Raw genomic sequence first — 23,952 nt, 5'->3', positions numbered from 1 at the left:
ACCAAAAAAGTCCGATAAAACATACAGACCAGTATTGACATACGGGTTCTGTACTTCTCTCGCCGAAAGGTCGTGGCTTATGTCTGGTACCTGCCTTACTCCTGAGTTCCAGCTACTGCGGGAAATGACTTTTTTGGTCGGGTAGAGGACAAAAAAAACATGATACCATTGATAGTACCATGACTTACCGTGTTATCCTGAACATCAACTGATATCGCTTCCTCCGATTTCTTGCGCTCGCTTCATGAAGCGTTCTAACTCACTAGAAACTGGCTTCTCTGGCACCACAATGAATGTCGCTACATTGGGGACCTCATCCGCAACCGGTCTGATGATGACGTCTGGGTGGCTGTAGAGTGCAATCTGTGATTTCAGCCCTATCCCAACGCCGTATCCTGCTGCTACAAGCATGATCATCATTTCATGACCTGAAACATACTCTGCAACAGATGGTGATGGCAAACCTCCATCATTAAACCAGCGACGAATGACGTTATGTCCACCTTCGCATCGTTCCGGATGGCAAAGAATCAAGGAGTATCGGAGAACTTCGCCAAGGTGGACCTTATCGAAGGAAAGCAACGGGTGATGTGTGGGTATGGCAATTACAGGACGGTCGGCCCAAACCATCGTCTTCACGCATCCATTAGTTGCTTCGCCATCGACCGTGAAACCAACATCAATCTGGTCATGATGAAGAGCCTGAAGCATTTCGTTGACCGTCATCTCGGCGACCCGGATCTCAGTACGAGGTTCTTCCTCACGACAACGGGCGAGTAATTGTGTGAGACGCGGTTGAGCCAGGCTATCGGCCAGACCTATTCGCAATCTGCCTCGATAACCTTGTGATGCTGAGTTAACGCGTGCCTGGGCGTTGTCCATTAAAGCAAGCATGTGGCGTGCTTCTTCACAGAAAACTTCGCCAGGCCAAGTTAGTCGTATCCGACCTTTGGTGCGGTAGAGAAGCCTGACGCCAAGCTGGTTCTCAAGCTCCTTGATGGCGCGCGAAAGTGGGGAGGGTTCGATGTGGACTCTGGCAGCAGCACGAACGAAATTCTGTTCTTCGGCGACGATCAGAAAATAGCGCAAGTGTCTTATCCTCATGATGTTTCTTCCTTCGGTTGTTGTAATACTACTCCGGTAGCGTACAGAACACTGTTATTCCTGGCTTGAAAAGGAACTTGAAAGAACCTCATGTCGTAGATGTCTCCCATGGTTGGGTTCTTCCATTATTTATGCCCGGTCACTGCTCATGCCCGTACTTTGGATCAACGAATCGGCCTGCCTTCTAGGTGACCGTACGATTGTTGAACTTAGTTGCCACGAGGCGAAGGTGCACACGCATAAGCGATAAGGTCACCAGTCGACCATGAACTGGTGTCCACGAAACGCAATGGCTCGTGTAGACGGACTGCCTTGGGCAGGTCCTACATCTCGATAAGGTGCGTGGTTTTGTAAGGCGGATGGTCGCTTGCCAGACTTGTGTTCTACCTGGCTGATAGCGGACAGGGCTGGTGGTGTCGTAGCTTTTACTATGCTGCATCTTTGGTGCTATCACCTGGACTGGTGTAGGTGACTTTACAAGGACACCAGATGTCGGAGGACGTCAGCAGCTTGAGGTAGAAAAAAAACTTGGTGCAACACTTGCCATCGAGAAAGAATAAGTCCATAATGCCGTCCATCCTGTTACGGGATAGGCGGAAAAGATTTATCAAATCAACGAGTTAAGGCCTAGGTTCTGGTCTCGTTTCCCGCTCCAAATTCTTCTTCATATTCAAATTATCCACAGCGGAATGCTCCGTTGGGGACGTTTTCTATTTCATCTGAAATACTCTTGTAAACAGAGTTATCCACAGAAGCTGCCGCTGAACTGTAAGTGCCAAACGCTTCGCAGGGTGAATAGTATCTTTATAATATTCTGATTTATAAAAAGAAAATATCATTTCAAAATGTTAGTGAGATCACTTGACCTCTTAGCCAGCCCTGATGGCGCCTGAGTTTGTAATTTTATACACAGGCTGTGAATAGTTCAGGCATCCCGCGTTAGCCCTTTTTCAATCACCCTCACCAGCCGCTGTTTCTTGGGTAACTGCACTTCTACCACGCAGGCATTTCGCTTCTCAATTTGCTGTGCAACCGCCCACTCTATGTGTTCATCGAGAAGTGGGTGCTCACCTCTACGGCTTTCGAGAGCCTGAATATTCGCTTCATCCCACGGGGCATTGCCCAGCGCAACGGCAACATTTCGCAGCCAACGCAAATGACCGATACGGCGAATGGCCGAACCTTCCGTCACTTTAAGGAACCAGGCTTCTGTCCAGGCGAACAGCTCAATAAGCGGTGGTGCATGCAGCGCCTTACGCGGGCTGAAATCCTCTTCGTCCGTGAGCTGCGAATAGCGGTTCCACGGACAGATCAACTGGCAGTCGTCACAACCGTAGATCCGGTTGCCGATAAGCGGTCGAAATTCCTCAGGAATGGCCCCTTCCAGTTCGATAGTGAGATAGGAGATACAGCGGCGTGCGTCAACGGTATAAGGCTCGACAATAGCGCCTGTCGGGCAGATGGTCATGCAGGCTACACACCGGCCGCAACCTTCCTCGACCGGGCCGTCTACCGGCAGCGGTAAATCTATCAGCAGTTCACCCAGGAAAAAGAACGAACCGGCGTCGCGGCTAAGGATAAGTGAGTGCTTACCTGTCCAGCCAAGCCCCGCTTTTTCAGCAATCGGACGTTCAAGAATAGGCGCGGAATCCACAAAGGGTCTAAAATTCAGCGAAACACAGTGCTGCTGAATCATTTCCCCAAGTTTTTTTAAACGGTTGCGCAGAAGCTTATGGTAGTCACGCCCCAGAGCATACCGGCTGACGTAACCCAAAGAGGGATTTTTGAGCGTGCGCGCAAAGGCCGCATTGGCGGGCAGGTAGTTCATGCGCACGCTGATGACGCGTAATGTGCCCGGCAACAGCTCGTGTGGACGAGCGCGCATCATGCCATGACGCGCCATCCACTCCATCTCGCCGTGGTACTGTTTGTCCAGCCACGCCTGCAGTTTGGGCTCGCTGGCGGAGAGGTCGGTGTCGGTGATGCCCACCTTCTGGAAGCCAAGCTCAGCACCCCACTGTTTTATATTTTGCGCTAACTGATTGAGATCGAGGGGCTGTGACATGACGGACCATACGGTGAAGAAAAACCCCGCAAGTATACCACATTCCATCTGGCATGCGGATGCGCTCCGACGCGCCGAACAAGAGGCTGCAGACAGTCTTGGCATTACCCTTTACGAACTGATGCTGCGCGCGGGTGAGGCGGCGTTTAACGTTGCCCGCCGCGCGTACCCGCAGGCCGCTCACTGGCTCATTTTATGTGGACACGGTAATAACGGCGGCGATGGCTATGTCGTCGCCCGTCTGGCCGTGGCGGCAGGTCTTCGCGTCACGTTACTGGCCGTTGAGAGCGAACATCCGCTGCCGGAAGAAGCCAGTGCGGCGCGAGAGGCCTGGCTGAACGCAGGCGGTGTGATTCATGCGTCAGATATCCTCTGGCCGGAAGAGGTGGATCTGGTTGTTGATGGTCTGCAGGGCACCGGTCTGATGCGCGCGCCCCGCGACAACATTGCCGCGCTGATTGAGCGTGCTAACGCGCATCCCGCACCGGTGGTGGCGCTGGACATCCCCTCTGGACTGCTCGCGCAAACCGGTGCGACGCCGGGGGCGGTGATTCAGGCGTCACATACTGTCACCTTTATTGCCCTGAAACCGGGTCTGCTAACCGGAAAAGCGCGGGATGTGGTGGGGAAACTGCATCACAACGCGCTGGGGCTTGAAAGCTGGCTGGCGGGACAGGATACGCAAGTTTCACGATATGACGCCTCACAGTTGACCGGATGGCTGCTGCCGCGCCGTCCAACGTCCCATAAGGGCGATCACGGCAGGCTGGTGATAGTCGGGGGTGACCACGGCACGGCGGGCGCTATCCGTATGACCGGCGAGGCGGCTCTGCGCTGCGGTGCCGGTTTAGTGCGGGTGTTAACGCGTAGTGACAATATCATCCCAATCGTAACCGCCCGACCGGAGCTAATGGTGCATGAACTCACGCCGCAGACGCTGGAAGAGAGCCTCGAATGGGCCGATGTTGTGGTGATTGGCCCCGGGCTTGGGCAGCAGGCATGGGGTAAACAAGCCCTGCAAAAGGTCGAGAACTTTCGTAAACCGATGCTGTGGGATGCCGACGCGCTTAACCTTCTGGCAATAAACCCGGATAAGCGTCACAATCGCATCCTGACTCCACACCCCGGCGAAGCCGCGCGGCTGCTTAACTGCAGCGTGGCAGAAATTGAAAGCGATCGCTTACTTTCTGCCCAGCGTCTGGTAAAACGTTACGGAGGTGTTGCTGTTTTGAAAGGGGCGGGAACCGTTATCGCCAGCGAGGATGCGCTGGGTATTATTGATGCCGGAAATGCAGGCATGGCGAGCGGGGGCATGGGTGATGTGTTGTCTGGCATCATTGGCGCATTGCTCGGACAGAAACTTCCCCTTTATGATGCAGCCTGTGCGGGCTGTGTGGCCCACGGCGCAGCGGCTGACCAGCTTGCTGCACGCTATGGTACGCGCGGTATGCTGGCCACCGATCTTTTTTGCACGCTACGGCGTGTTGTTAACCCGGATGTGATTGACGTAGAAAATGACTAATCGAGCGATTCCTTTACCTGATGAACAAGCCACTTTAGATCTCGGCAAGCGCGTGGCGCAGGCCTGTCAGGGGGCTACCGTCATTTATCTTTATGGTGATTTAGGTGCAGGTAAAACTACCTTCAGCCGGGGTTTTTTGCAGGCGTTAGGCCATAACGGGAATGTGAAAAGCCCAACCTATACGCTGGTAGAACCGTACACCCTTGAAAATCTCATGGTGTACCACTTCGATTTATACCGCCTTGCGGATCCTGAGGAGCTGGAATTTATGGGGATCCGTGATTATTTTGCCAACGACGCCATTTGCCTGGTGGAGTGGCCGCAACAAGGTGCGGGTGTGCTGCCTGACCCGGATGTCGAAATTCACTTAGATTACCAGGCACAAGGGCGTGAGGCACGCATCAGTGCTGTTTCCTCATCAGGCAGTTCCTTACTGGCGCGACTGGCCGGTTAAGCGTAGGGATGACGGGATGAAAAATCGCGTTAAAGGTTGGTTGTTGGCTGCCACGGTGCTGCTGTGCGCGCAGGCCGGGGCGGCGAGCCTCTCAGATATTCAGGTGTCGAACGGGGAAACTCAGGCCCGGATCACGTTTAGCTTTATGGGCGACCCAGAATATGCGTTTTCTCAGCCAGACAGCCACAGCGTGGCGCTGGATATCAAACAAACGGGCGTAATCCAGGGATTACCGCTGCGGTTCAGCGGTAACAACCTGGTGAAAAGTATCCGTTCGGGAACGCCGCAGGATAGCCAGTCGTTACGCCTGGTTGTGGATCTGACCGAAAAGGGCAAAACGAAGGCGGTGAAGCAGCAAAACGGGGCGAACTATACGGTGGTCTTTACCATCAATGCCGACGCGCCGCCGCCACCTCCACCGGTGGTGGCGAAGCGCGTGGAAGAACCTGTGTATACCCCGCGTCCGTCTGAACCTGCCCGTAATCCGTTTAAGTCGCAAAACGATCGCATCACAGCGGCAACCAGCAGTAATACGGTGACGCGTCCGGCCGCCAGCGCACGACGCGCGGCGGTCAGCGGTGACAAAGTGATCATCGCCATCGATGCAGGTCACGGCGGGCAGGATCCAGGCGCAATTGGCCCGGGCGGTACGCGGGAGAAAAACGTGACAATCGCGGTAGCCCGCAAGCTCAGGACGCTGTTAAACGACGATCCGATGTTTAAAGGCGTGCTCACTCGCGACGGCGACTGTTTTATCTCCGTAATGGGACGCTCGGACGTGGCGCGTAAGCAAAACGCAAACTTCCTGGTCTCCATTCATGCGGATGCCGCGCCGAATCGTAGCGCGACCGGCGCCTCTGTTTGGGTGCTGTCGAACCGTCGCGCCAACAGTGAAATGGCAAACTGGCTTGAAGAGCATGAGAAACAGTCTGAACTGTTAGGCGGTGCGGGTGATGTGCTGGCTAATAGCCAGTCTGACCCGTATCTCAGCCAGGCGGTGCTGGATTTACAGTTCGGTCATTCCCAGCGCGTCGGGTATGATGTCGCGACTAACGTACTTAACCAGCTGCAGGGCATCGGGGCATTGCACAAGCGCCGTCCGGAGCATGCGAGCCTGGGTGTTCTGCGTTCGCCGGATATTCCATCGATCCTCGTGGAAACGGGCTTTATCAGCAACAACGGTGAAGAGCGCCTGCTGGGAAGCGACAGTTACCAGCAGCAGATTGCCGAAGCGATTTATAATGGTCTGCGTAAATATTTTGAAGCCCATCCGCTTCAGTCAGCGCCGCAAAGCGGTGCAGGCCAGACGGCCAGTGCTGCGCTGCCGGGTGAGATGACCGCCACAAATTAAGGAGAATTCATGCCGATTCAGGTTCTACCGCCGCAGCTCGCGAACCAAATCGCCGCCGGTGAGGTGGTGGAGCGCCCTGCGTCGGTGGTGAAGGAGCTGGTGGAAAACAGCCTCGATGCGGGGGCAACCCGCATTGATATTGATATCGAACGCGGCGGCGCAAAGCTTATTCGTATTCGTGACAACGGCTGTGGCATCAAAAAAGACGAGCTGGCGCTGGCGCTGGCGCGTCACGCCACCAGTAAAATTGCCTCTCTGGACGATCTGGAAGCCATTATCAGCCTTGGTTTTCGCGGCGAAGCGCTGGCGAGCATCAGTTCCGTCTCCCGCTTAACCCTGACCTCCCGTACTGCGGAACAGCAGGAGGCCTGGCAGGCCTACGCTGAAGGGCGCGATATGGACGTCACGGTCAAACCTGCGGCGCACCCTGTCGGCACCACGCTTGAAGTGCTGGACCTGTTCTATAACACCCCAGCCCGACGCAAGTTCATGCGTACCGAGAAGACCGAATTCGGACACATCGATGAGATCATTCGCCGCATCGCGCTGGCGCGATTCGATGTCACCATCAACCTCAGCCATAACGGCAAGGTGATGCGTCAGTATCGTGCGGTGGCGGAAGGTGGGCAGAAGGAGCGCCGGTTAGGGGCTATCTGCGGCACGCCGTTCCTTGAAAAAGCGCTGGCGATAGAGTGGCAGCATGGCGATCTGGCGCTGCGCGGCTGGGTGGCCGATCCGAACGCGAGCAGCGCCGCCTTTGCTGAGATCCAATACTGCTACGTGAATGGCCGCATGATGCGCGACCGCCTGATCAACCACGCCATTCGTCAGGCCTGTGAAGACAAACTCGGCGCGGATCAACAGCCCGCGTTTGTGCTTTATCTGGAGATCGACCCCCATCAGGTGGATGTGAACGTCCATCCTGCGAAGCATGAGGTGCGCTTCCACCAGTCACGTCTGGTTCATGACTTTATTTATCAGGGTGTTGTCACGGTATTGCAGCAGCAGGCGGAGCCAACGCTGCCGCTGGAAAACGCCGCCCCGGCACCGCGTCCGCTGCCGGAAAACCGGGTGGCGGCAGGCCGCAACCACTTTGCTGAACCCGCCTCTGCCCGCGAACCGTCGGCTCCGCGTTTCTCAGCGGCGGGCAGCGCGCCTCGCCCTACGGGGGCGAACTACCCCAACGCTCAGCCGGGTTATCAGAAGCAGCAGGGGGCGTTGTACCGCAAACTGCTTGATACGCCCGCCGTGGAACGTAAAGAGCATATCGAGGTGTCGCAACCTTCACTGGATGGGCATAGCCAGAGCTTTGGTCGTGTACTGACGATTGTTGCTCCGGATATGGCATTGCTCGAACGCGAGGGGAAACTGATGCTACTGGCGTTGCCGGTGGCGGAACGCTGGCTTAAACAGGCGCAGCTGACGCCGGGGGAAAACGCCGCCTGCGCACAGCCGTTGCTGATCCCGGTCCGGTTAAAAATAACCCCTGAAGAAACAGGGATTTTGCAGCGTGCTCAGGCGCTTCTTGCCGAAATGGGCATAGAAATCGTGCTTGAAGCGCAGCATGTGACAATTCGCGCAGTGCCTTTACCCTTACGCCAACAAAATTTACAAAACTTGATTCCTGAACTGATAGGCTACCTGGCGCAGCAAACGTCGTTTGATGCCGCCAACACCGCGCAGTGGATCGCTCGCCATCTGGCCAGCGAACACTCACCGTGGAGTATGGCGCAGGCGATTACCGTGTTGGCAGAGGTTGAACGCCTTTGCCCACATCTGGTGAAAACGCCGCCGGGTGGATTATTACAACCTGTTGATTTAAAAACGGCGATGACCGCCCTGAGACATGATTGACGTAAGTAAGGCGAGCCTGCCTAAGGCGATTTTTTTAATGGGCCCTACGGCCTCCGGTAAAACAGCGTTAGCCATTGAGTTACGTAAAGTTTTGCCTGTAGAGTTGATTAGCGTCGATTCCGCCCTCATTTATCGAGGAATGGACATCGGCACGGCGAAGCCAGACGCAGACGAACTGCGCGCGGCACCGCACCGTTTGCTGGATATTCTCGACCCGGCTCAGGCGTACTCCGCAGCAGACTTTCGCCGCGATGCCTTAGCCGAGATGGCCGACATTACCGCTGCGGGACGAATACCGCTACTGGTTGGCGGAACCATGCTCTACTTCAAGGCGCTGCTGGAGGGGTTATCGCCTCTGCCATCGGCAGATCCGGACGTACGAGCCAGGATTGAACAGCAGGCGGCAGAGCAGGGATGGGACGTTTTGCACCAGCAACTGGCGGAGATTGACCCGGTTGCTGCAGCGCGAATCCATCCGAATGATCCGCAAAGGCTTTCCCGGGCACTGGAAGTTTTTTTCATTTCGGGTAAAACTTTAACGGAACTGACGCAAACGTCAGGAGACGCTCTGCCGTATCAGGTGCATCAGTTCGCCATCGCCCCGGCGAGCCGTGAACTGCTCCATCAACGAATTGAGCAGCGTTTTCATCAGATGTTGGCTTCAGATTTTGAAGCAGAAGTGCGGGCGCTATTTGCCCGTGGAGATTTGCATACGGATATGCCTTCCGTTCGTTGTGTGGGATACCGCCAGATGTGGTCGTATCTTGAAGGTGAGATTTCATACGATGAAATGGTTTATCGAGGTGTTTGCGCCACGAGGCAGTTAGCGAAGCGCCAGATCACCTGGTTGCGCGGTTGGGAGGGCGTTCACTGGTTAGACAGTGAAAAGCCGCAACAGGCGCTAAACGAAGTGATTGAGGTTGTTGGTGATATCGCTGACTGAATGTGTACAATTGAGACGTATCGTGCGCAATTTTTCAGAATCGCAAGGTTCTAAGTACAAAACAAGCATATAAGGAAAAGATAGAATGGCTAAGGGGCAATCTTTACAAGATCCGTTCCTGAACGCATTGCGTCGGGAACGTGTTCCAGTTTCTATTTATTTGGTGAATGGTATTAAGCTGCAAGGTCAGATTGAGTCTTTCGATCAGTTCGTGATTCTGTTGAAAAACACGGTCAGTCAGATGGTCTACAAGCACGCTATTTCTACTGTTGTTCCGTCCCGTCCGGTATCTCATCACAGCAATAACGCTGGCGGCGGCACTGGTAGTAACTACCATCATGGCAGCAACGCGCAGGGTTCTTCAACGCCTGCGCAGGACAGCGACGAGACCGAATAAGGTTTCGCACTGTTATCCACACGGGGAGCCAGGGATCCTGCGTTCCCCGCTGATCTTTTTAGAGAGGTTTACGCTTGTTTGACCGTTATGATGCCGGTGAGCAGGCGGTGCTGGTACACATCTATTTTTCGCAAGACAAAGATATGGAAGACCTCCAGGAGTTTGAATCTCTGGTCTCTTCTGCCGGTGTCGAAGCAATGCAGGTGATTACCGGTAGCCGTAAAGCGCCGCACCCAAAGTATTTTGTTGGTGAAGGTAAAGCAGTCGAAATTGCGGATGCCGTAAAAGCAACCGGCGCGTCAGTCGTGTTGTTTGATCATGCGCTGTCTCCAGCCCAGGAGCGCAACCTGGAAGCCCTTTGCGAATGCCGTGTTATCGATCGCACGGGATTGATTTTAGATATTTTTGCTCAGCGTGCGCGTACCCACGAAGGTAAGCTGCAGGTTGAACTGGCGCAGTTGCGCCATCTGGCAACGCGTCTTGTGCGTGGCTGGACACACCTTGAAAGACAAAAAGGCGGGATTGGTTTGCGCGGCCCGGGTGAAACCCAGCTCGAAACCGACCGTCGTTTGCTGCGTGGCCGTATTACCCAGATCCTCTCACGTCTGGAAAGAGTTGAGAAACAGCGTGAGCAGGGACGTCGGGCGCGAACGAAAGCCGATATCCCGACGGTGTCGCTGGTGGGGTATACCAACGCCGGTAAATCCACCCTGTTTAACCAGATCACCGAGGCCCAGGTTTATGCCGCAGACCAGCTGTTTGCGACCCTGGACCCGACGCTGCGCCGTATTGACGTTGCTGACGTCGGTGAGACGGTGCTGGCGGATACCGTAGGGTTTATCCGTCATTTGCCGCATGACCTGGTGGCGGCGTTTAAAGCGACGTTGCAGGAGACGCGACAGGCGACCCTGCTGCTGCACGTGATTGATGCGGCAGACGTGCGCGTTCAGGAGAACATCGACGCGGTGAACGTGGTGCTCGAAGAGATCGACGCCCACGAAATCCCAACGCTGTTGGTGATGAACAAGATCGATATGCTGGACGATTTCGAACCGCGTATCGACAGAGATGAAGAGAACAAACCGATTCGGGTCTGGCTTTCTGCCCAGACCGGTATCGGTGTGCCACTGCTTTTCCAGGCTTTGACAGAACGTCTTTCCGGTGAGGTCGCCCAGCACACGCTGCGATTGCCGCCACAGGAAGGCAGGCTGCGCAGCCGGTTTTATCAGCTTCAGGCGATAGAAAAAGAGTGGATGGAGGATGACGGCAGCGTGGGGATGCAGGTGCGTATGCCGATCGTTGACTGGCGTCGCCTCTGTAAACAAGAACCTGCGCTGGCGGACTATATCGTCTGATCAGAAAGGGGAAGCCTGAATAATTCGCCCTTGCATAACAAATATGGAGCATATACATGGCGTGGAATCAGCCCGGTAATAACGGACAAGACCGCGACCCGTGGGGAAGCAGCAATAATCAAGGCGGCAACTCTGGGGGAAATGGCAACAAAGGTGGTCGCGAGCAGGGGCCGCCGGATCTGGATGATATCTTCCGCAAGCTGAGCAAAAAGCTCGGTGGCCTTGGCGGAGGAAAAGGTTCTGGCTCGGGTGGGAATTCCACTCAGAGTCCGCGCCCGCCAATGGGTGGCCGCGTAGTGGGCATTGTGGCCGCTGCGGTGGTAATCATCTGGGCAGCCAGCGGGTTCTACACCATTAAAGAAGCTGAACGCGGCGTGGTCACTCGTTTCGGTAAGTTCAGCCATCTGGTTGAACCTGGCTTGAACTGGAAACCGACCTTCGTTGACAACGTCACCGCGGTTAACGTGGAGTCCGTCCGTGAACTGGCGGCATCTGGCGTGATGCTGACCTCTGACGAGAACGTCGTGCGCGTTGAGATGAACGTGCAGTACCGCGTAACCGATCCTGAGCGTTATCTGTTTAGCGTGACCAGCGCCGATGACAGCCTGCGTCAGGCGACCGACAGCGCCCTGCGTGGCGTGATCGGCAAGTACACCATGGACCGTATTCTGACCGAAGGTCGTACCGTTATTCGTAGCGATACCCAGCGCGAGCTGGAAGAGACCATTCGTCCATACAACATGGGTATCACCCTGCTGGACGTCAACTTCCAGGCTGCGCGTCCGCCGGAAGAGGTGAAAGCCGCATTTGACGATGCGATTGCTGCACGTGAAAACGAACAGCAGTACATCCGTGAAGCTGAAGCGTACACCAACGAAGTTCAGCCGCGTGCTAACGGTCAGGCGCAGCGTATTCTGGAAGAAGCACGCGCGTATAAGACTCAGACCATCCTGGAAGCACAGGGTGAAGTGGCTCGCTTCGCGAAGATCCTGCCGGAGTATAAAGCGGCACCGGAGATTACCCGCGAGCGTCTGTATATCGAGACCATGGAAAAAGTGCTGAGCCACACCCGCAAAGTGTTGGTTAACGACAGCAAAGGCGGAAACCTGATGGTCCTGCCGCTGGATCAGATGCTGAAAGGCGGTTCTGCACCGGCTGCGAAAGACACCAGCGGTGCGAATAACCTGCTGCGTCTGCCACCAGCCTCTTCAGGCAACGCCAGCGCGAACACAACGCCTTCTTCGAACGATGGTGACATTATGGACCAACGCCGTGCTAACGCGCAGCGTAACGACTACCAGCGTCAGGGGGAATAAGGATGCGTAAGTCAGTTATTGCGATCATCGTCATCGTACTGGTCGTGCTGTATACCTCGATCTTTGTGGTGAAAGAAGGCGAGCGTGGGATCAAATTCCAGTTCAGCAGCGTCGTGCGTGATGGTGACAAACGCCCGGTGATTTACGAACCGGGTCTGCACTTCAAGGTGCCTTTCATTCAGTCAGTGAAAACGCTTGATGCGCGTATCCAGACCATGGATAACCAGGCCGACCGTTTCGTGACCAAAGAGAAGAAAGACCTGATCGTTGATTCCTACATCAAATGGCGTATCAGCGACTTCAGCCGTTACTTCCTGGCAACGGGCGGTGGCGATGTTTCTCAGGCAGAAGTGCTGCTGAAACGTAAGTTCTCTGACCGTCTGCGTTCTGAGATCGGTCGTCTGGATGTGAAAGACATCGTGACCGACTCCCGCGGCCGTCTGACGCTGGAAGTACGTGATGCGCTGAACTCCGGTACAGCGGGCACGGAAGACGAAGTGGAAACGCCAGCAGCGGATGACGCGATTGCTAAAGCCGCTGAACGCGTTCAGGCTGAAACCAACGGTAAAGTGCCGGTGATCAACCCGAACAGTATGGCCGCGCTGGGTATTGAAGTCGTTGACGTGCGTATCAAGCAAATCAACCTGCCAGCGGAAGTGTCCGAGGCGATCTACAACCGTATGCGCGCCGAGCGTGAAGCGGTAGCCCGTCGTCACCGTTCACAGGGTCAGGAAGAGGCTGAGAAGCTGCGTGCCGCTGCGGACTACGAAGTGACCAAGACGCTCGCAGAGTCTGAACGTCAGGGTCGTATCCTGCGCGGTGAAGGCGATGCCGAAGCGGCGAAGCTGTTTGCTGATGCCTTCAGTCAGGATCCAGACTTCTATGCCTTTATCCGTAGCCTGCGTGCTTACGAGAATAGCTTCCAGAGCAACCAGGATGTGATGGTGCTCAGCCCGGACAGCGATTTCTTCCGTTATATGAAGACGCCGACTAACGCAACGCGATAAACTCAGGTCCGTTTGAGTATTCAAACCACCGCTCTCAACGGAGCGGTGGTTTTCTTTTATAAGGACTAAAAATGAATTCAACGATCTGGCTCGCGCTGGCCCTGGTTTTGGTGCTTGAAGGTCTTGGACCGATGCTTTATCCGCGCGCCTGGCGTCGAATGATCGCGACGATGAGCCAACTGCCGGATAATATTTTGCGTCGTTTTGGCGGCGGTCTTGTGGTTGCGGGTATCGTTATCTACTACATGTTGAAGAAAACGATTGGCTGATCAAAAAGTAGGCGCAATCGGCGTATTTTGAGGTCAAAAAGTGCTGTATATCTGAAAAAGCGATGGTAGAATCCATTTTTAAGCAAACGGTGATTTTGAAAAAAATGGGTAACAACGTCGTCGTACTGGGCACCCAATGGGGTGACGAAGGTAAAGGGAAGATTGTTGATCTTCTGACTGAACGGGCTAAATAGGTTGTACGCTACCAGGGCGGTCACAACGCAGGCCATACTCTCGTAATCAACGGTGAAAAAACCGTCCTCCATCTTATTCCATCAGGCATTCTTCGCGAAAACGTCACCAGCATCATCGGTAACGGCGTTGTGCTGTCTCCTGCTGCGCTGATGAAAGAGATGAAAGGTCTGGAAGACCGTGGTATCCCTGTTCGTGAGCGTCTGCTGCTCTCTGAAGCCTGCCCGCTGATCCTGGATTATCATGTGGCGCTGGACGTTGCGCGTGAAAAAGCGCGTGGCGCGAAAGCGATCGGTACCACCGGTCGTGGTATCGGCCCGGCTTACGAAGATAAAGTTGCACGTCGCGGTCTGCGCGTGGGCGATCTCTTCGACAAAGCGACCTTCGCTGAAAAACTGAAAGAAGTGATGGAATATCACAACTTCCAGCTGGTGAATTTCTACAAAGCTGACGCTGTTGACTACCAGAAAGTGCTGGATGACGTCATGGCGGTGGCTGATATTCTGACCGGTATGGTTGTGGATGTGTCCGATCTGCTGGACCAGGCGCGCAAGCGTGGCGATTTCGTCATGTTCGAAGGTGCGCAGGGTACGCTGCTGGACATCGATCACGGTACCTATCCGTACGTAACCTCCTCTAACACCACCGCGGGTGGCGTGGCAACCGGCTCTGGCCTGGGTCCACGCTATGTGGATTACGTTCTGGGTATCATCAAAGCGTACTCCACTCGCGTGGGTGCCGGTCCATTCCCGACCGAGCTGTTTGATGAAACCGGCGAGTTCCTGTGCAAGCAGGGTAACGAGTTTGGCGCGACCACCGGTCGTCGTCGTCGTACCGGCTGGCTGGATGCGGTCGCAGTGCGTCGTGCAGTGCAGATCAACTCCCTGTCTGGCTTCTGCCTGACCAAGCTGGACGTACTGGACGGCCTGAAAGAAGTGAAAATCTGCGTTGGCTACCGTATGCCAGATGGCCGCGAAGTGACCACCACTCCGCTGGCTGCTGACGACTGGGAAGGCATCGAGCCAATCTACGAAACCATGCCGGGCTGGTCTGAGACCACTTTCGGTGTGAAAGAGCGTAGCGGCCTGCCGCAGGCGGCGCTGGATTACATCAAGCGCATTGAAGAACTGACCGAAGTGCCGATCGATATTATTTCTACCGGCCCGGATCGTACTGAAACGATGATCCTGCGCGACCCGTTCGACGCATAATCTTCGTGACTGCTGGCCTGCGGGGAGACCCGTAGGCCGGATAAGCGTAGCGCCATCCGGCGACCGCTCCTGGATCTCCGCTTTTTCGCCCCGTCTGTCAAATAAATTAGCCCCTAACTATCTGGCTGGTTTATCATCATTAATGAATATCTCTGCGGTTTAACCGCGTTTTCCCTTTTTCCCTGAGGTTGATGTGCAGTTAACGAGTTTCACCGATTACGGCTTACGCGCCCTGATTTACATGGCGTCGTTACCCGATGGAAAGATGACCAGCATCTCTGAGGTAACAGAGGTCTATGGTGTATCCCGTAATCATATGGTCAAAATAATCAATCAACTTAGCCGTGCCGGATACGTTGCTGCCGTCCGCGGGAAGAATGGTGGGATCCGTCTCGGTAAACCGGCACAGAGTATTCGCGTTGGGGATGTGGTACGTGAACTGGAGCCGTTGTCTCTGGTGAACTGCAGCAGCGAGTTCTGCCACATTACCCCCGCTTGCCGCCTGAAACAGGCGCTTTCTAAGGCCGTGCAAAGTTTTCTCATGGAACTGGATAACTACACGCTGGCCGATTTGGTTGAAGAGAATCAACCGCTTTATAAATTATTGCTGGTGGAATGAAGAAAATTTCCACCGGAGCTGACAACGGAGGAACCGACATGTCACATGATCCTTTCCAGGAACGCGAAGCCGAAAAATACGCGAATCCTATCCCTAGCCGCGAGTTCATCATTGAACACTTAACAAAACGCGAAAAACCCGCCAATCGTGAAGAACTTGCCGTTGAATTAAACATTGAAGGTGAAGAGCAAATTGAAGCCCTTCGCCGCCGCCTGCGCGCGATGGAGCGTGACGGGCAACTGGTCTTTACCCGCCGCCAGTGCTACGCGCTGCCAGAACGCCTCGATCTGCTGAAAGGGACCGTCATTGGTCACCGCGATGGCTTCGGCTTCCTGCGCGTGGAAGGCCGCAAAGACGATCTGTACCTCTCATCTGAGCAGATGAAGATGTGTATCCACGGCGATCAGATCCTGGCGCAACCGCTGGGCGCGGACCGTAAAGGCCGCCGCGAAGCGCGCGTGGTGCGTGTGCTGGTGCCAAAAACCAGCCAGATTGTTGGCCGCTACTTTACCGACGCGGGCGTGGGCTTTGTGGTACCGGACGACAGCCGCCTGAGCTTCGACATTCTGATCCCACCTGAAGAGGTGATGGGCGCACGCATGGGCTTTGTGGTGGTGGTAGAACTCACCCAGCGCCCAACCCGTCGCACCAAAGCGGTAGGTAAAATCGTCGAAGTGCTGGGCGATAACATGGGCACCACGATGGCCGTTGATATGGCGCTGCGTACCCATGAGATCCCTTACGTCTGGCCGAAAGCGGTTGAAGATCAGATCGAAAGCCTGCGCGAAGAAGTGCCGGAAGAGTCTAAGGTGGGCCGCGTGGATCTGCGCTCCCTGCCGCTGGTCACTATTGATGGCGAAGACGCCCGCGACTTTGATGATGCCGTTTACTGTGAGAAAAAACGCGGTGGCGGCTGGCGTCTGTGGGTTGCTATCGCTGACGTAAGCTATTATGTCCGTCCGCATACGCCGCTGGATAACGAAGCGCGCAGCCGCGGTACGTCGGTCTACTTCCCGTCTCAGGTTGTGCCGATGCTGCCGGAAGTGCTCTCTAACGGTTTGTGCTCCCTGAACCCGCAGGTTGACCGTCTTTGCATGGTCTGCGAGATGACCATCTCTACCAAAGGGCGCTTAACCGGCTTCAAATTCTACGAAGCGGTGATGAGCTCGCACGCGCGTCTGACCTATACCAAGGTCTGGCATATGCTGCAGGGCGACCAGGATCTGCGCGAGCAGTACGCGCCGCTGGTCAAACATATCGAAGAGCTGCATAACCTTTACAAAACGCTGGAACAGGCGCGCGAAGAGCGCGGCGGGATCTCGTTTGAGAGCGAAGAAGCGAAATTCATCTTCAACGCCGAACGCCGCATTGAGCGTATTGAGCAGACCCAGCGTAACGACGCGCACAAGCTGATCGAGGAGTGTATGATCCTGGCGAACATCTCGGCGGCACGTTTCGTTGAGAAAGCCAAAGAGCCAGCGCTGTTCCGTATTCACGATAAGCCGACCACGGAAGCCATTACCTCATTCCGTTCTGTGCTGGCTGAACTGGGCCTGGAGCTGCCAGGTGGCAACAAGCCAGAGCCGCGCGATTACGCCGAGCTGCTGGAATCCATCGGCGATCGTCCTGATGCAGAAATGCTGCAGACCATGCTGCTGCGCTCCATGAAGCAGGCGATCTACGATCCGGAAAACCGCGGCCACTTCGGTCTGGCGCTGCAGTCTTACGCCCACTTCACGTCGCCGATCCGTCGTTATCCTGACCTTTCCCTCCACCGTGCGATCAAGTATCTGCTGGCGCAGGAGCAGGGCCATAAAGGGAACACCACTGAAACCGGCGGCTACCATTATTCGATGGAAGAGATGCTGCAGCTGGGCCAGCACTGCTCCATGGCCGAACGTCGTGCCGATGAAGCAACCCGCGACGTGGCGGACTGGCTGAAGTGTGACTTTATGCTGGATCAGGTAGGCAACGTTTTCAAAGGCGTCATTGCCAGCGTGACCGGCTTTGGTTTCTTCGTTCGTCTGGACGAGCTGTTCATCGACGGTCTGGTGCACGTCTCCAGCCTGGATAACGACTACTACCGCTTTGATCAGGTCGGACAACGGCTGATTGGCGAGTCTGGCGGCCAGACATACCGTCTGGGCGACCGTGTGGAAGTGAAGGTCGAAGCCGTGAATATGGACGACCGTAAAATCGACTTCAGCCTGATCTCCAGCGAGCGTGCGCCGCGTAACGTCGGCAAAACCGAGCGTGAGAAAGCGAAAAAAGGCGGTAACGGTAAACCGGGCGGCGGTAAACGTCGTCAGGCGGGCAAGAAGGTAAACTTCGAGCCGGACAGCGCGTTCCGCGGCGAGAAGAAACAGAAGCCGAAGGCGGCGAAGAAAGAAGCTCGCTCAGCGAAAAAACCTTCCGCTAAAACGCAGAAAATAGCTGCCGCGACCAAAGCGAAGCGTGCAGCGAAAAAAAATACCGCGCAGTAATTTCGTCCCCATAACCCCTTTCCAACGAAAGGGGTTATTCTTTTTTGCCGTAAGACATTCCAGAACAGAATAGATAGCGGCCTTATCAACCCGTTTTTCCTGCTTATTCATTTTCCGGTAATCGTTATTTATTATTTTTGATTAGCCGTGTTATTCAGATGTGTATAGTGAATTTCACTTTTATAAAGCCCCCTTTTCAGCAAGGAGCGTTTATGCATCTGGCCCGTTTTCCCCGAATTTCACTCGGTCATTTTCCTACACCACTGGAACCGTTAAATAATTTAACCCAATTATTAGGCGGGCCCAAAATATGGATAAAACGCGACGATGCAACGGGCCTTGCAAGCGGCGGGAATAAAACCCGCAAGCTGGAATTTCTGTTGGCGGATGCGCTGCAGCAAAAAGCCGATGTCATCGTGACGCAGGGCGCAACCCAGTCTAACCACGTACGTCAAACGATCGCCGGTGCCGCACGCCTTGGCCTGCAGGCAAAAGCGCTGCTGGAAAAACGCGTGACTGATTTTGGTGAGGATTATCAGCGCTCGGGTAACGTGCTGCTGGATACCCTTCTGGGCGGCGAGATTGTCGCACATCTGCCAGGCGGTACGGATATGCAAAAGGCGATGGAAGAGTACGCCGCAACGCTTCGCGAACAAGGCCACCGTCCGTACGTTATTCCTGGCGGAGGTTCGAACCCCATCGGGGCGCTGGGCTACGTCGCGTGTGCGGAGGAGCTGCTTTACCAATCATCAGAGCGTCGTTTGCGCATCGATCACGTTGTCCATGCGACGGGCAGTACCGGTACGCAGGCGGGGCTGGTTGCGGGGTTCACCGCCACCAACAGCCACATTCCGGTGCTCGGCATCAGCGTGCGGGCACCCAAAGATAAACAGGAAGAGAACGTCTGGAATCTGGCATCCAGAACGCTGGATCTGTTGGGCGTACCGGGGGAACTGTCGCGGCATGCGGTCGTCGCTAACAGCGATTATGTCGGTGACGGATACGGTTTGCCGACGGAGGGCACGCTTGAAGCTCTGCGGCTGCTGGCCCGCCATGAAGGTATCCTGCTCGATCCGGTTTACTCCGCAAAAGGGATGGCAGGGCTTATCGATCTGATCCGCAAAGGACACTTCCGCCAGGATGAAAATATTGTCTTTATCCACACGGGTGGATCAGCAGGACTATTTGGCTATCGTCAGGTGCTGGAGCATGGCTAAGCCTTTTCTGCTTGGCGTGCTGGGTGGTATGGGCCCCCTTGCGACGCTGGATTTTCTGCGTCGCCTGCTGGAGGCTACGCCTGCGCAGAGCGACCAACAGCAGATCCCAATGGTCGTCTGGAATGTACCGCAAATTGCCGATCGCCAGAACGCGCTGGCGGGTACGGGCCCGTCGCCCTTGCCGCAGCTTCTTCACGCTGTCGAGAAACTTAACCAGGCGGGGGCAAGCCATATCGCAATCCCCTGTAATACGGCTCACCACTGGTACGACGCGCTGAGTGAAGCCAGCAGCGCCCCTATTCTGCATATCGTTGATGCGACGCTGGATGCCCTGTCGCAGGCTGATGAAAAACCTCAGCGGGTTGGCGTCATTGCCACTAAAGGCACGCTGGACGCGGGCTGGTATCAGGAACGACTGGCCGCGCAGGCTATTGAGGTCGTCGTGCCGACGCCCGAGGAGCTGGCCGAATGGTTTGTACCGGGCTGCTACGCGGTAAAGCGTGGCGCGCTGGTTGACGGTGGCGAACTGCTGGTGTTGCAGGCCAACGCATTGTTTGCCCGTGGTGCACAAAAACTGGTGCTGGCCTGTACCGAAGTGCCTGTTGCGCTGGAGGCTGCCAGGGCTCCGTTTCGTCATCTCACCTGGGATCCGGCTCAGGCACTGGCAGAACGATGTTCGCAGTTATGGCAAACCAGCAGACCATTTAATTAGCGCACCGTCCGGTACGATAACGGACATTATATTCAGATCAATCACAGGATAAATAAAATGAAAAAAAGTCTCTGCTTATTAATTGCAGCGGGCGGGCTATGGGCAAATATGAGTTTTGCCGATTCACCTGCTGAAGTTCGTGTGGCATATAGCGGCGGTTCTCAGGTATTAATGCTGGCAAAAGCCGATGGCTCTCTTGATAAAGCGTTAAACAGTAAAGTGAAGTGGGTGCAATTTGCATCGGGTGCCGATGCGCTTAATTATTTTGCCAGCAACGCGATTGATATTGCCAATTTTGGATCCAGTCCAGCGACGGCAGGCATTGTCCGCAAATTGCCGGTCGAAATTATTGGCGTATCGGGCGTGATAGCCAGCTATGAACGCCTGATCGGCAAAGATGGCATTGTGAAAATTAATGATATCGAAGGGAAGCGTGTCGCCTACCCACCCAACTCAACGGCTCAGTATGCTCTCGAAGCCGCGATCAGCGTGAACAAACTGGATCGCAGCAAAATCACGTTATTGCCGCTGCGTCCTGCAGAAATGGTCGCAGCATGGAAGCGTGGTGACATTGATGCTGGCTATGTCTGGGCACCGTTCGCGCAGGAACTGGAGGCGTCGGGTGGGCACCAGGTCTTTGCCACCAAGGATCTGCAGAAAGATGGCTATCTTATCTACAACAACTATGTGGTACGGAAAGCCTTTGCTGAGCAGTACCCAGAAGCGGTCACTGCGTTTCTTCGCGTGCATCAGCAGAAGGTGGATGAGTTTAAGAAAGATCCGGAGCGTGCTGCAGGCATCGTGGCTAAAGAAGTTGGGGCACCGGTTACCACGGCGGCAAATACGCTGGGTGGGCTGGAGTATCCAACGCTTGCCCAGCAGGGTACTGCGGACTGGCTGGGTAATGGCACGCAGACCACCGACAGCGGTATCGGCAAGGCCTTAACCAAAACCTCCAGCTTCCTCGCCGGTATTGGCGAAATCCGCAAGCGCGATATCCCTGCAAGCTGGGATACCGCTATTGATTCTCGCTATATCCGTGATGCGGCGGTGGCGGCGCAATGAGATTGAGTCAGCATATCGCCATCAGCGTAGTGTCGGTGGCGGTTTTCTTTATCGTCTGGCAGGTGGCGGCAACGCAGCAGTGGGTCGATCCGCTGCTGTTACCGTCGCTAACGGACATTGGTTTGACGACCGAAGAGCTGCTTGCCGATGGCTATCGTCAGGTACCGCTCTGGGAACACATTGCGGTGAGCCTCGCGCGAGCGCTGAGCGCATTTACCGTGGCGATTATCATTGGTATTCCGCTGGGGTTACTGATGGGGCTGTCTGACGGCCTGGCGGCGGTACTTAATCCTTTCGTTCAGTTTCTGCGTCCTTTACCAAAAATTGCCCTCATCCCCCTGGCCGTCGTGTGGCTTGGGATTGGCGAGGCCTCCAAATTCTTCCTGATCTTCATTGCCACGTTTTTAAGCGTGGTCGTGGGGGCGTCGGCTGCAGTTGAACGCATTGGTCGTTCACGTATTCGCGTGGCGCAGACCCTGGGAGCTTCCCGCAGACAAATCTTCATGCGCGTCGTCCTCCCGGACGCGCTGCCGGACCTTTTCACCACCGTCAGGCTCTCCATTGGTATTGGCTGGACATCGTTGATTGCCGCGGAGATGGGCGCAGCCAGTTCCGGCCTGGGCTGGATGGTCATCAACGCCAGCTCTTATTTGCGTACTGATATCGTCATGCTCGGCATTTTGCTGCTGGGCGGCATTGGCTACCTTCTGGATTTATTACTGCTGGGGCTACAGCGGCTGACAGTGCCCTGGGCGGGGAAAGAATAATGAGTGCTATCACCCTGGAAAACGTATCGCTCTCTTTCGCGGCGAAACCCCAGCCGTTTACGGTGCTGGAAGATATCAATCTGAGCCTGAACAGCGGGGAGTTTGTGGTCCTGCTTGGTCCGTCTGGCTGCGGCAAATCCACCATTCTGAACCTTGTTGCCGGGTTTAATAAGCCGGACCGGGGGCGGGTGGCTGCAGGCGGGAAAGAGATCGGCAGGCCTGGTCCCGATCGCGGAATGATATTCCAGCAACCCAATCTGTTCCCGTGGCTCTCGGTGCTGGAAAACGTCACGTTTGGCCCACGTCTGGGCAAATACCGTAAGGACGAAACCAATGCCCTGGCGCAGACGTGGCTTGAGCGCGTGGGTCTGAAAGGCTTTGAACATCATGCGCCATGGCAGCTTTCTGGCGGTATGAAGCAGCGCGTGGCGCTCGCCCGCGCCTGGCTCCCCGGCCCGGAAGTGCTGCTGCTGGATGAACCGTTCGGCGCGCTGGATGCGCAAACCCGACTGATGATGCAGGAGTTGCTGCGCGAGGCATGGCTGTCCACCGGCACCACGCTGCTCTTCGTCACGCACGATGTGGAAGAGGCGCTTTTTTTGGCTGACCGCATTCTGATCATGTCGGCAAAACCGGGAAAAATCGTTGATGAGATCGTTCTGCCCTTTGGGCGGGAGCGAGACATCGAAACGCTGGCGGAACACCCTTTCTATAGCGAGATCAAGCATCACGTCCTGCATCGGGTACGCCAGGAGGCGAAGCGGCACTTACGTTAACCACAATTCCCGGTGTCGGGAATGAATCAACTGTCATGACTGAGGTGGAAGCAATGAGCAATAGCGAATTACGAGACCGTCTTGAAACAAGTATTCAACAGCACCGGGATGAGTATGTGGCGATAGCCAAAGATATTCACGCCCACCCTGAAACCGGCAATAACGAGTATTACGCCAGCAGCCAACTGACACAGCTGCTGGAAAAACAGGGCTTTGTCGTCACGCTTAATGTCGCCGGTCATGAAACGGCTTTTTATGCGGTGAAAGAGAGCGGCAGGCCCGGACCAACCATCGCGTTCCTGGCGGAATACGATGCGCTTATTGATATCGGGCACGCCTGTGGTCATAACATCATTGGGGTTACCAGTATTGCTGCAGCGATTGCGCTTAGCGAAACGCTGGACACGACTGGCGGCAAGGTCGTGGTACTCGGTACGCCTGCAGAAGAGGGCGGGCTGCGTGGAAAAGGCGGTCCAAACGGTAATGTGAAAGCCCGCTTCGTGGAGCATGGCTTCCTTAACGATGTCGATGTGGCATTGATGGTCCACCCCGCGGGGAAAACGCGATTGTCCGGCCCGTCACTGGCGAATAACCATCTCTACTTCCATTTCTATGGCAAACCTTCCCACGCGGGCAGCTCACCGCATAAAGGGGTGAACGCGCTGGATGCGCTGGTGTTGCTCTATAACGGTATCAGCGTTCTACGTCAGCAACTGCCGGATGGCATCCGCGTTCACGGTATTATCACCAACGGCGGTCAGGCTCCGAATGTGATCCCGGAGTATGCGTCGGCGCGCTATTACATTCGTGCCCATACCCGTGAAGAGGTGGTTGCGCTGGAGCCACGCATTCGCGCCATTGCGGAAGGCGTCGCGCTGGCAACCGGTACCACGGTTAAGATTGAGCATCAGGTTGGGCCGCGTGATTTCAACATCAACCACACGCTGAACGGTGTACTGCTGGAAGAGTTCACCGCTGCAGGGGAGACGGTCGAGCTGAAGGAAAAAGAGGGGTTGGGCTCAACTGATGCTGGCGATATCAGCCATGCGGTACCGACAGCGCATCCTTACATCAAGATTGGCCCCGATGAACTGATTGGTCACACCGTGGCATTCCGCGAGGCCGCTAACTCAGTACAGGGCTATGACGCGCTGGTGACAGGCGCGCAGGTGCTGGCTCGAACCGGGCTGCGACTGTTAACCGATACAGCGTTGCTGCAGGAAGTGAAAGACGAATTTGCCGGGCAAACCGCCGCCACGCAAGCTGCATGACC

At 55.4% G+C, this 23,952-nt stretch carries 20 protein-coding genes and 1 pseudogene; 19 read left to right on the top strand and 2 right to left on the bottom strand.

The features are described 5' to 3' along the window. Positions 1-204: 204 nt before the first annotated feature. Together ENTMO_RS0104170 and queG are read right to left on the bottom strand one after the other, a co-directional pair. Positions 205-1,089, bottom strand: a complete 885-nt coding sequence (locus ENTMO_RS0104170) for a LysR family transcriptional regulator (RefSeq protein WP_237702305.1) — start codon at positions 1,087-1,089, stop codon at positions 205-207. Between the two features lie 940 nt (positions 1,090-2,029). Then, positions 2,030-3,169, bottom strand: a complete 1,140-nt coding sequence (gene queG / locus ENTMO_RS0104165; RefSeq protein WP_010427508.1) for a tRNA epoxyqueuosine(34) reductase QueG — start codon at positions 3,167-3,169, stop codon at positions 2,030-2,032. Here queG and nnr point away from each other — a divergent pair. From nnr to ENTMO_RS0104070, 19 genes and pseudogenes are all read left to right on the top strand, one after another. Beyond that, positions 3,168-4,691 carry a bifunctional ADP-dependent NAD(P)H-hydrate dehydratase/NAD(P)H-hydrate epimerase gene (gene nnr, locus ENTMO_RS0104160; protein WP_010427506.1) on the top strand — a complete coding sequence of 508 codons (1,524 nt, stop codon included), beginning with the start codon at positions 3,168-3,170 and terminating at the stop codon, positions 4,689-4,691. The two genes, queG and nnr, sit on opposite strands and share 2 nt — an antisense overlap. Beyond that, positions 4,684-5,145: a tRNA (adenosine(37)-N6)-threonylcarbamoyltransferase complex ATPase subunit type 1 TsaE gene (gene tsaE, locus ENTMO_RS0104155; RefSeq protein WP_008502923.1), complete on the top strand. Its 462-nt coding sequence runs from the start codon at positions 4,684-4,686 to the stop codon at positions 5,143-5,145. The genes nnr and tsaE overlap by 8 nt, the downstream gene beginning before the upstream one ends. Before the next feature lie 16 nt (positions 5,146-5,161). Beyond that, positions 5,162-6,496, top strand: coding sequence for an N-acetylmuramoyl-L-alanine amidase AmiB (gene amiB, locus ENTMO_RS0104150; protein WP_010427505.1), 1,335 nt, complete (start codon positions 5,162-5,164; stop codon positions 6,494-6,496). A gap of 9 nt (positions 6,497-6,505) precedes the next feature. Beyond that, the gene (mutL, locus tag ENTMO_RS0104145) at positions 6,506-8,350 is read left to right on the top strand and encodes a DNA mismatch repair endonuclease MutL (protein ID WP_010427504.1); all 1,845 of its coding nucleotides are present in this window, start codon (positions 6,506-6,508) and stop codon (positions 8,348-8,350) included. Then, on the top strand, positions 8,343-9,293 hold the full coding sequence (gene miaA / locus ENTMO_RS0104140) for a tRNA (adenosine(37)-N6)-dimethylallyltransferase MiaA (protein ID WP_010427503.1): 951 nt from the start codon (positions 8,343-8,345) through the stop codon (positions 9,291-9,293). The genes mutL and miaA overlap by 8 nt, the downstream gene beginning before the upstream one ends. 85 nt (positions 9,294-9,378) lie before the next feature. Next, on the top strand, positions 9,379-9,690 hold the full coding sequence (gene hfq, locus ENTMO_RS0104135) for an RNA chaperone Hfq (protein ID WP_008502919.1): 312 nt from the start codon (positions 9,379-9,381) through the stop codon (positions 9,688-9,690). Positions 9,691-9,764: 74 nt separating this feature from the next. Continuing rightward, a complete protein-coding gene (gene hflX, locus ENTMO_RS0104130; protein WP_010427502.1) occupies positions 9,765-11,045 on the top strand; it encodes a ribosome rescue GTPase HflX in 1,281 nt (426 codons plus the stop codon). A gap of 56 nt (positions 11,046-11,101) precedes the next feature. Next, complete coding sequence (gene hflK / locus ENTMO_RS0104125; protein WP_010427500.1) at positions 11,102-12,361, top strand: FtsH protease activity modulator HflK; 1,260 nt, start codon at positions 11,102-11,104, stop codon at positions 12,359-12,361. 2 nt (positions 12,362-12,363) lie between these two features. Continuing rightward, positions 12,364-13,368: a protease modulator HflC gene (hflC, locus tag ENTMO_RS0104120; RefSeq protein WP_010427498.1), complete on the top strand. Its 1,005-nt coding sequence runs from the start codon at positions 12,364-12,366 to the stop codon at positions 13,366-13,368. A 71-nt stretch (positions 13,369-13,439) separates the two neighbouring features. Beyond that, the gene (locus ENTMO_RS0104115; RefSeq protein ID WP_010427497.1) at positions 13,440-13,637 is read left to right on the top strand and encodes a DUF2065 domain-containing protein; all 198 of its coding nucleotides are present in this window, start codon (positions 13,440-13,442) and stop codon (positions 13,635-13,637) included. Between the two features lie 104 nt (positions 13,638-13,741). Then, positions 13,742-15,040, top strand: a pseudogene (locus ENTMO_RS23740) (adenylosuccinate synthase). A gap of 193 nt (positions 15,041-15,233) precedes the next feature. Beyond that, positions 15,234-15,659, top strand: coding sequence for a nitric oxide-sensing transcriptional repressor NsrR (gene nsrR / locus ENTMO_RS0104105; RefSeq protein WP_010427492.1), 426 nt, complete (start codon positions 15,234-15,236; stop codon positions 15,657-15,659). Between the two features lie 38 nt (positions 15,660-15,697). Further along, positions 15,698-18,142, top strand: a complete 2,445-nt coding sequence (gene rnr / locus ENTMO_RS0104100) for a ribonuclease R (protein ID WP_010427490.1) — start codon at positions 15,698-15,700, stop codon at positions 18,140-18,142. Positions 18,143-18,354: 212 nt separating this feature from the next. Continuing rightward, a complete protein-coding gene (gene cuyA, locus ENTMO_RS0104095) occupies positions 18,355-19,359 on the top strand; it encodes a D-cysteate sulfo-lyase (RefSeq protein ID WP_010427488.1) in 1,005 nt (334 codons plus the stop codon). Then, positions 19,352-20,071: a cysteate racemase gene (gene cuyB, locus ENTMO_RS0104090; protein WP_010427486.1), complete on the top strand. Its 720-nt coding sequence runs from the start codon at positions 19,352-19,354 to the stop codon at positions 20,069-20,071. The genes cuyA and cuyB overlap by 8 nt, the downstream gene beginning before the upstream one ends. Before the next feature lie 57 nt (positions 20,072-20,128). Next, complete coding sequence (locus ENTMO_RS0104085) at positions 20,129-21,136, top strand: taurine ABC transporter substrate-binding protein (RefSeq protein ID WP_010427483.1); 1,008 nt, start codon at positions 20,129-20,131, stop codon at positions 21,134-21,136. After that, a complete protein-coding gene (locus ENTMO_RS0104080) occupies positions 21,133-21,903 on the top strand; it encodes an ABC transporter permease (RefSeq protein WP_010427482.1) in 771 nt (256 codons plus the stop codon). Before ENTMO_RS0104085 ends, ENTMO_RS0104080 begins: the two co-directional genes overlap by 4 nt. Next, entirely contained in the window at positions 21,903-22,679 is a 777-nt protein-coding gene (locus tag ENTMO_RS0104075; protein WP_010427480.1) for an ABC transporter ATP-binding protein, read from the top strand. The genes ENTMO_RS0104080 and ENTMO_RS0104075 overlap by 1 nt, the downstream gene beginning before the upstream one ends. A 53-nt stretch (positions 22,680-22,732) precedes the next feature. Further along, positions 22,733-23,950 (top strand): M20 family metallopeptidase, encoded by a 1,218-nt coding sequence (locus ENTMO_RS0104070; RefSeq protein ID WP_029484954.1) that lies wholly within the window; start codon positions 22,733-22,735, stop codon positions 23,948-23,950. Positions 23,951-23,952: the final 2 nt, after the last annotated feature.

The organism is Enterobacter mori LMG 25706, from assembly GCF_000211415.1.
GTDB lineage: Bacteria > Pseudomonadota > Gammaproteobacteria > Enterobacterales > Enterobacteriaceae > Enterobacter > Enterobacter mori.
This window is presented reverse-complemented; position numbering and strand designations above follow the sequence as displayed.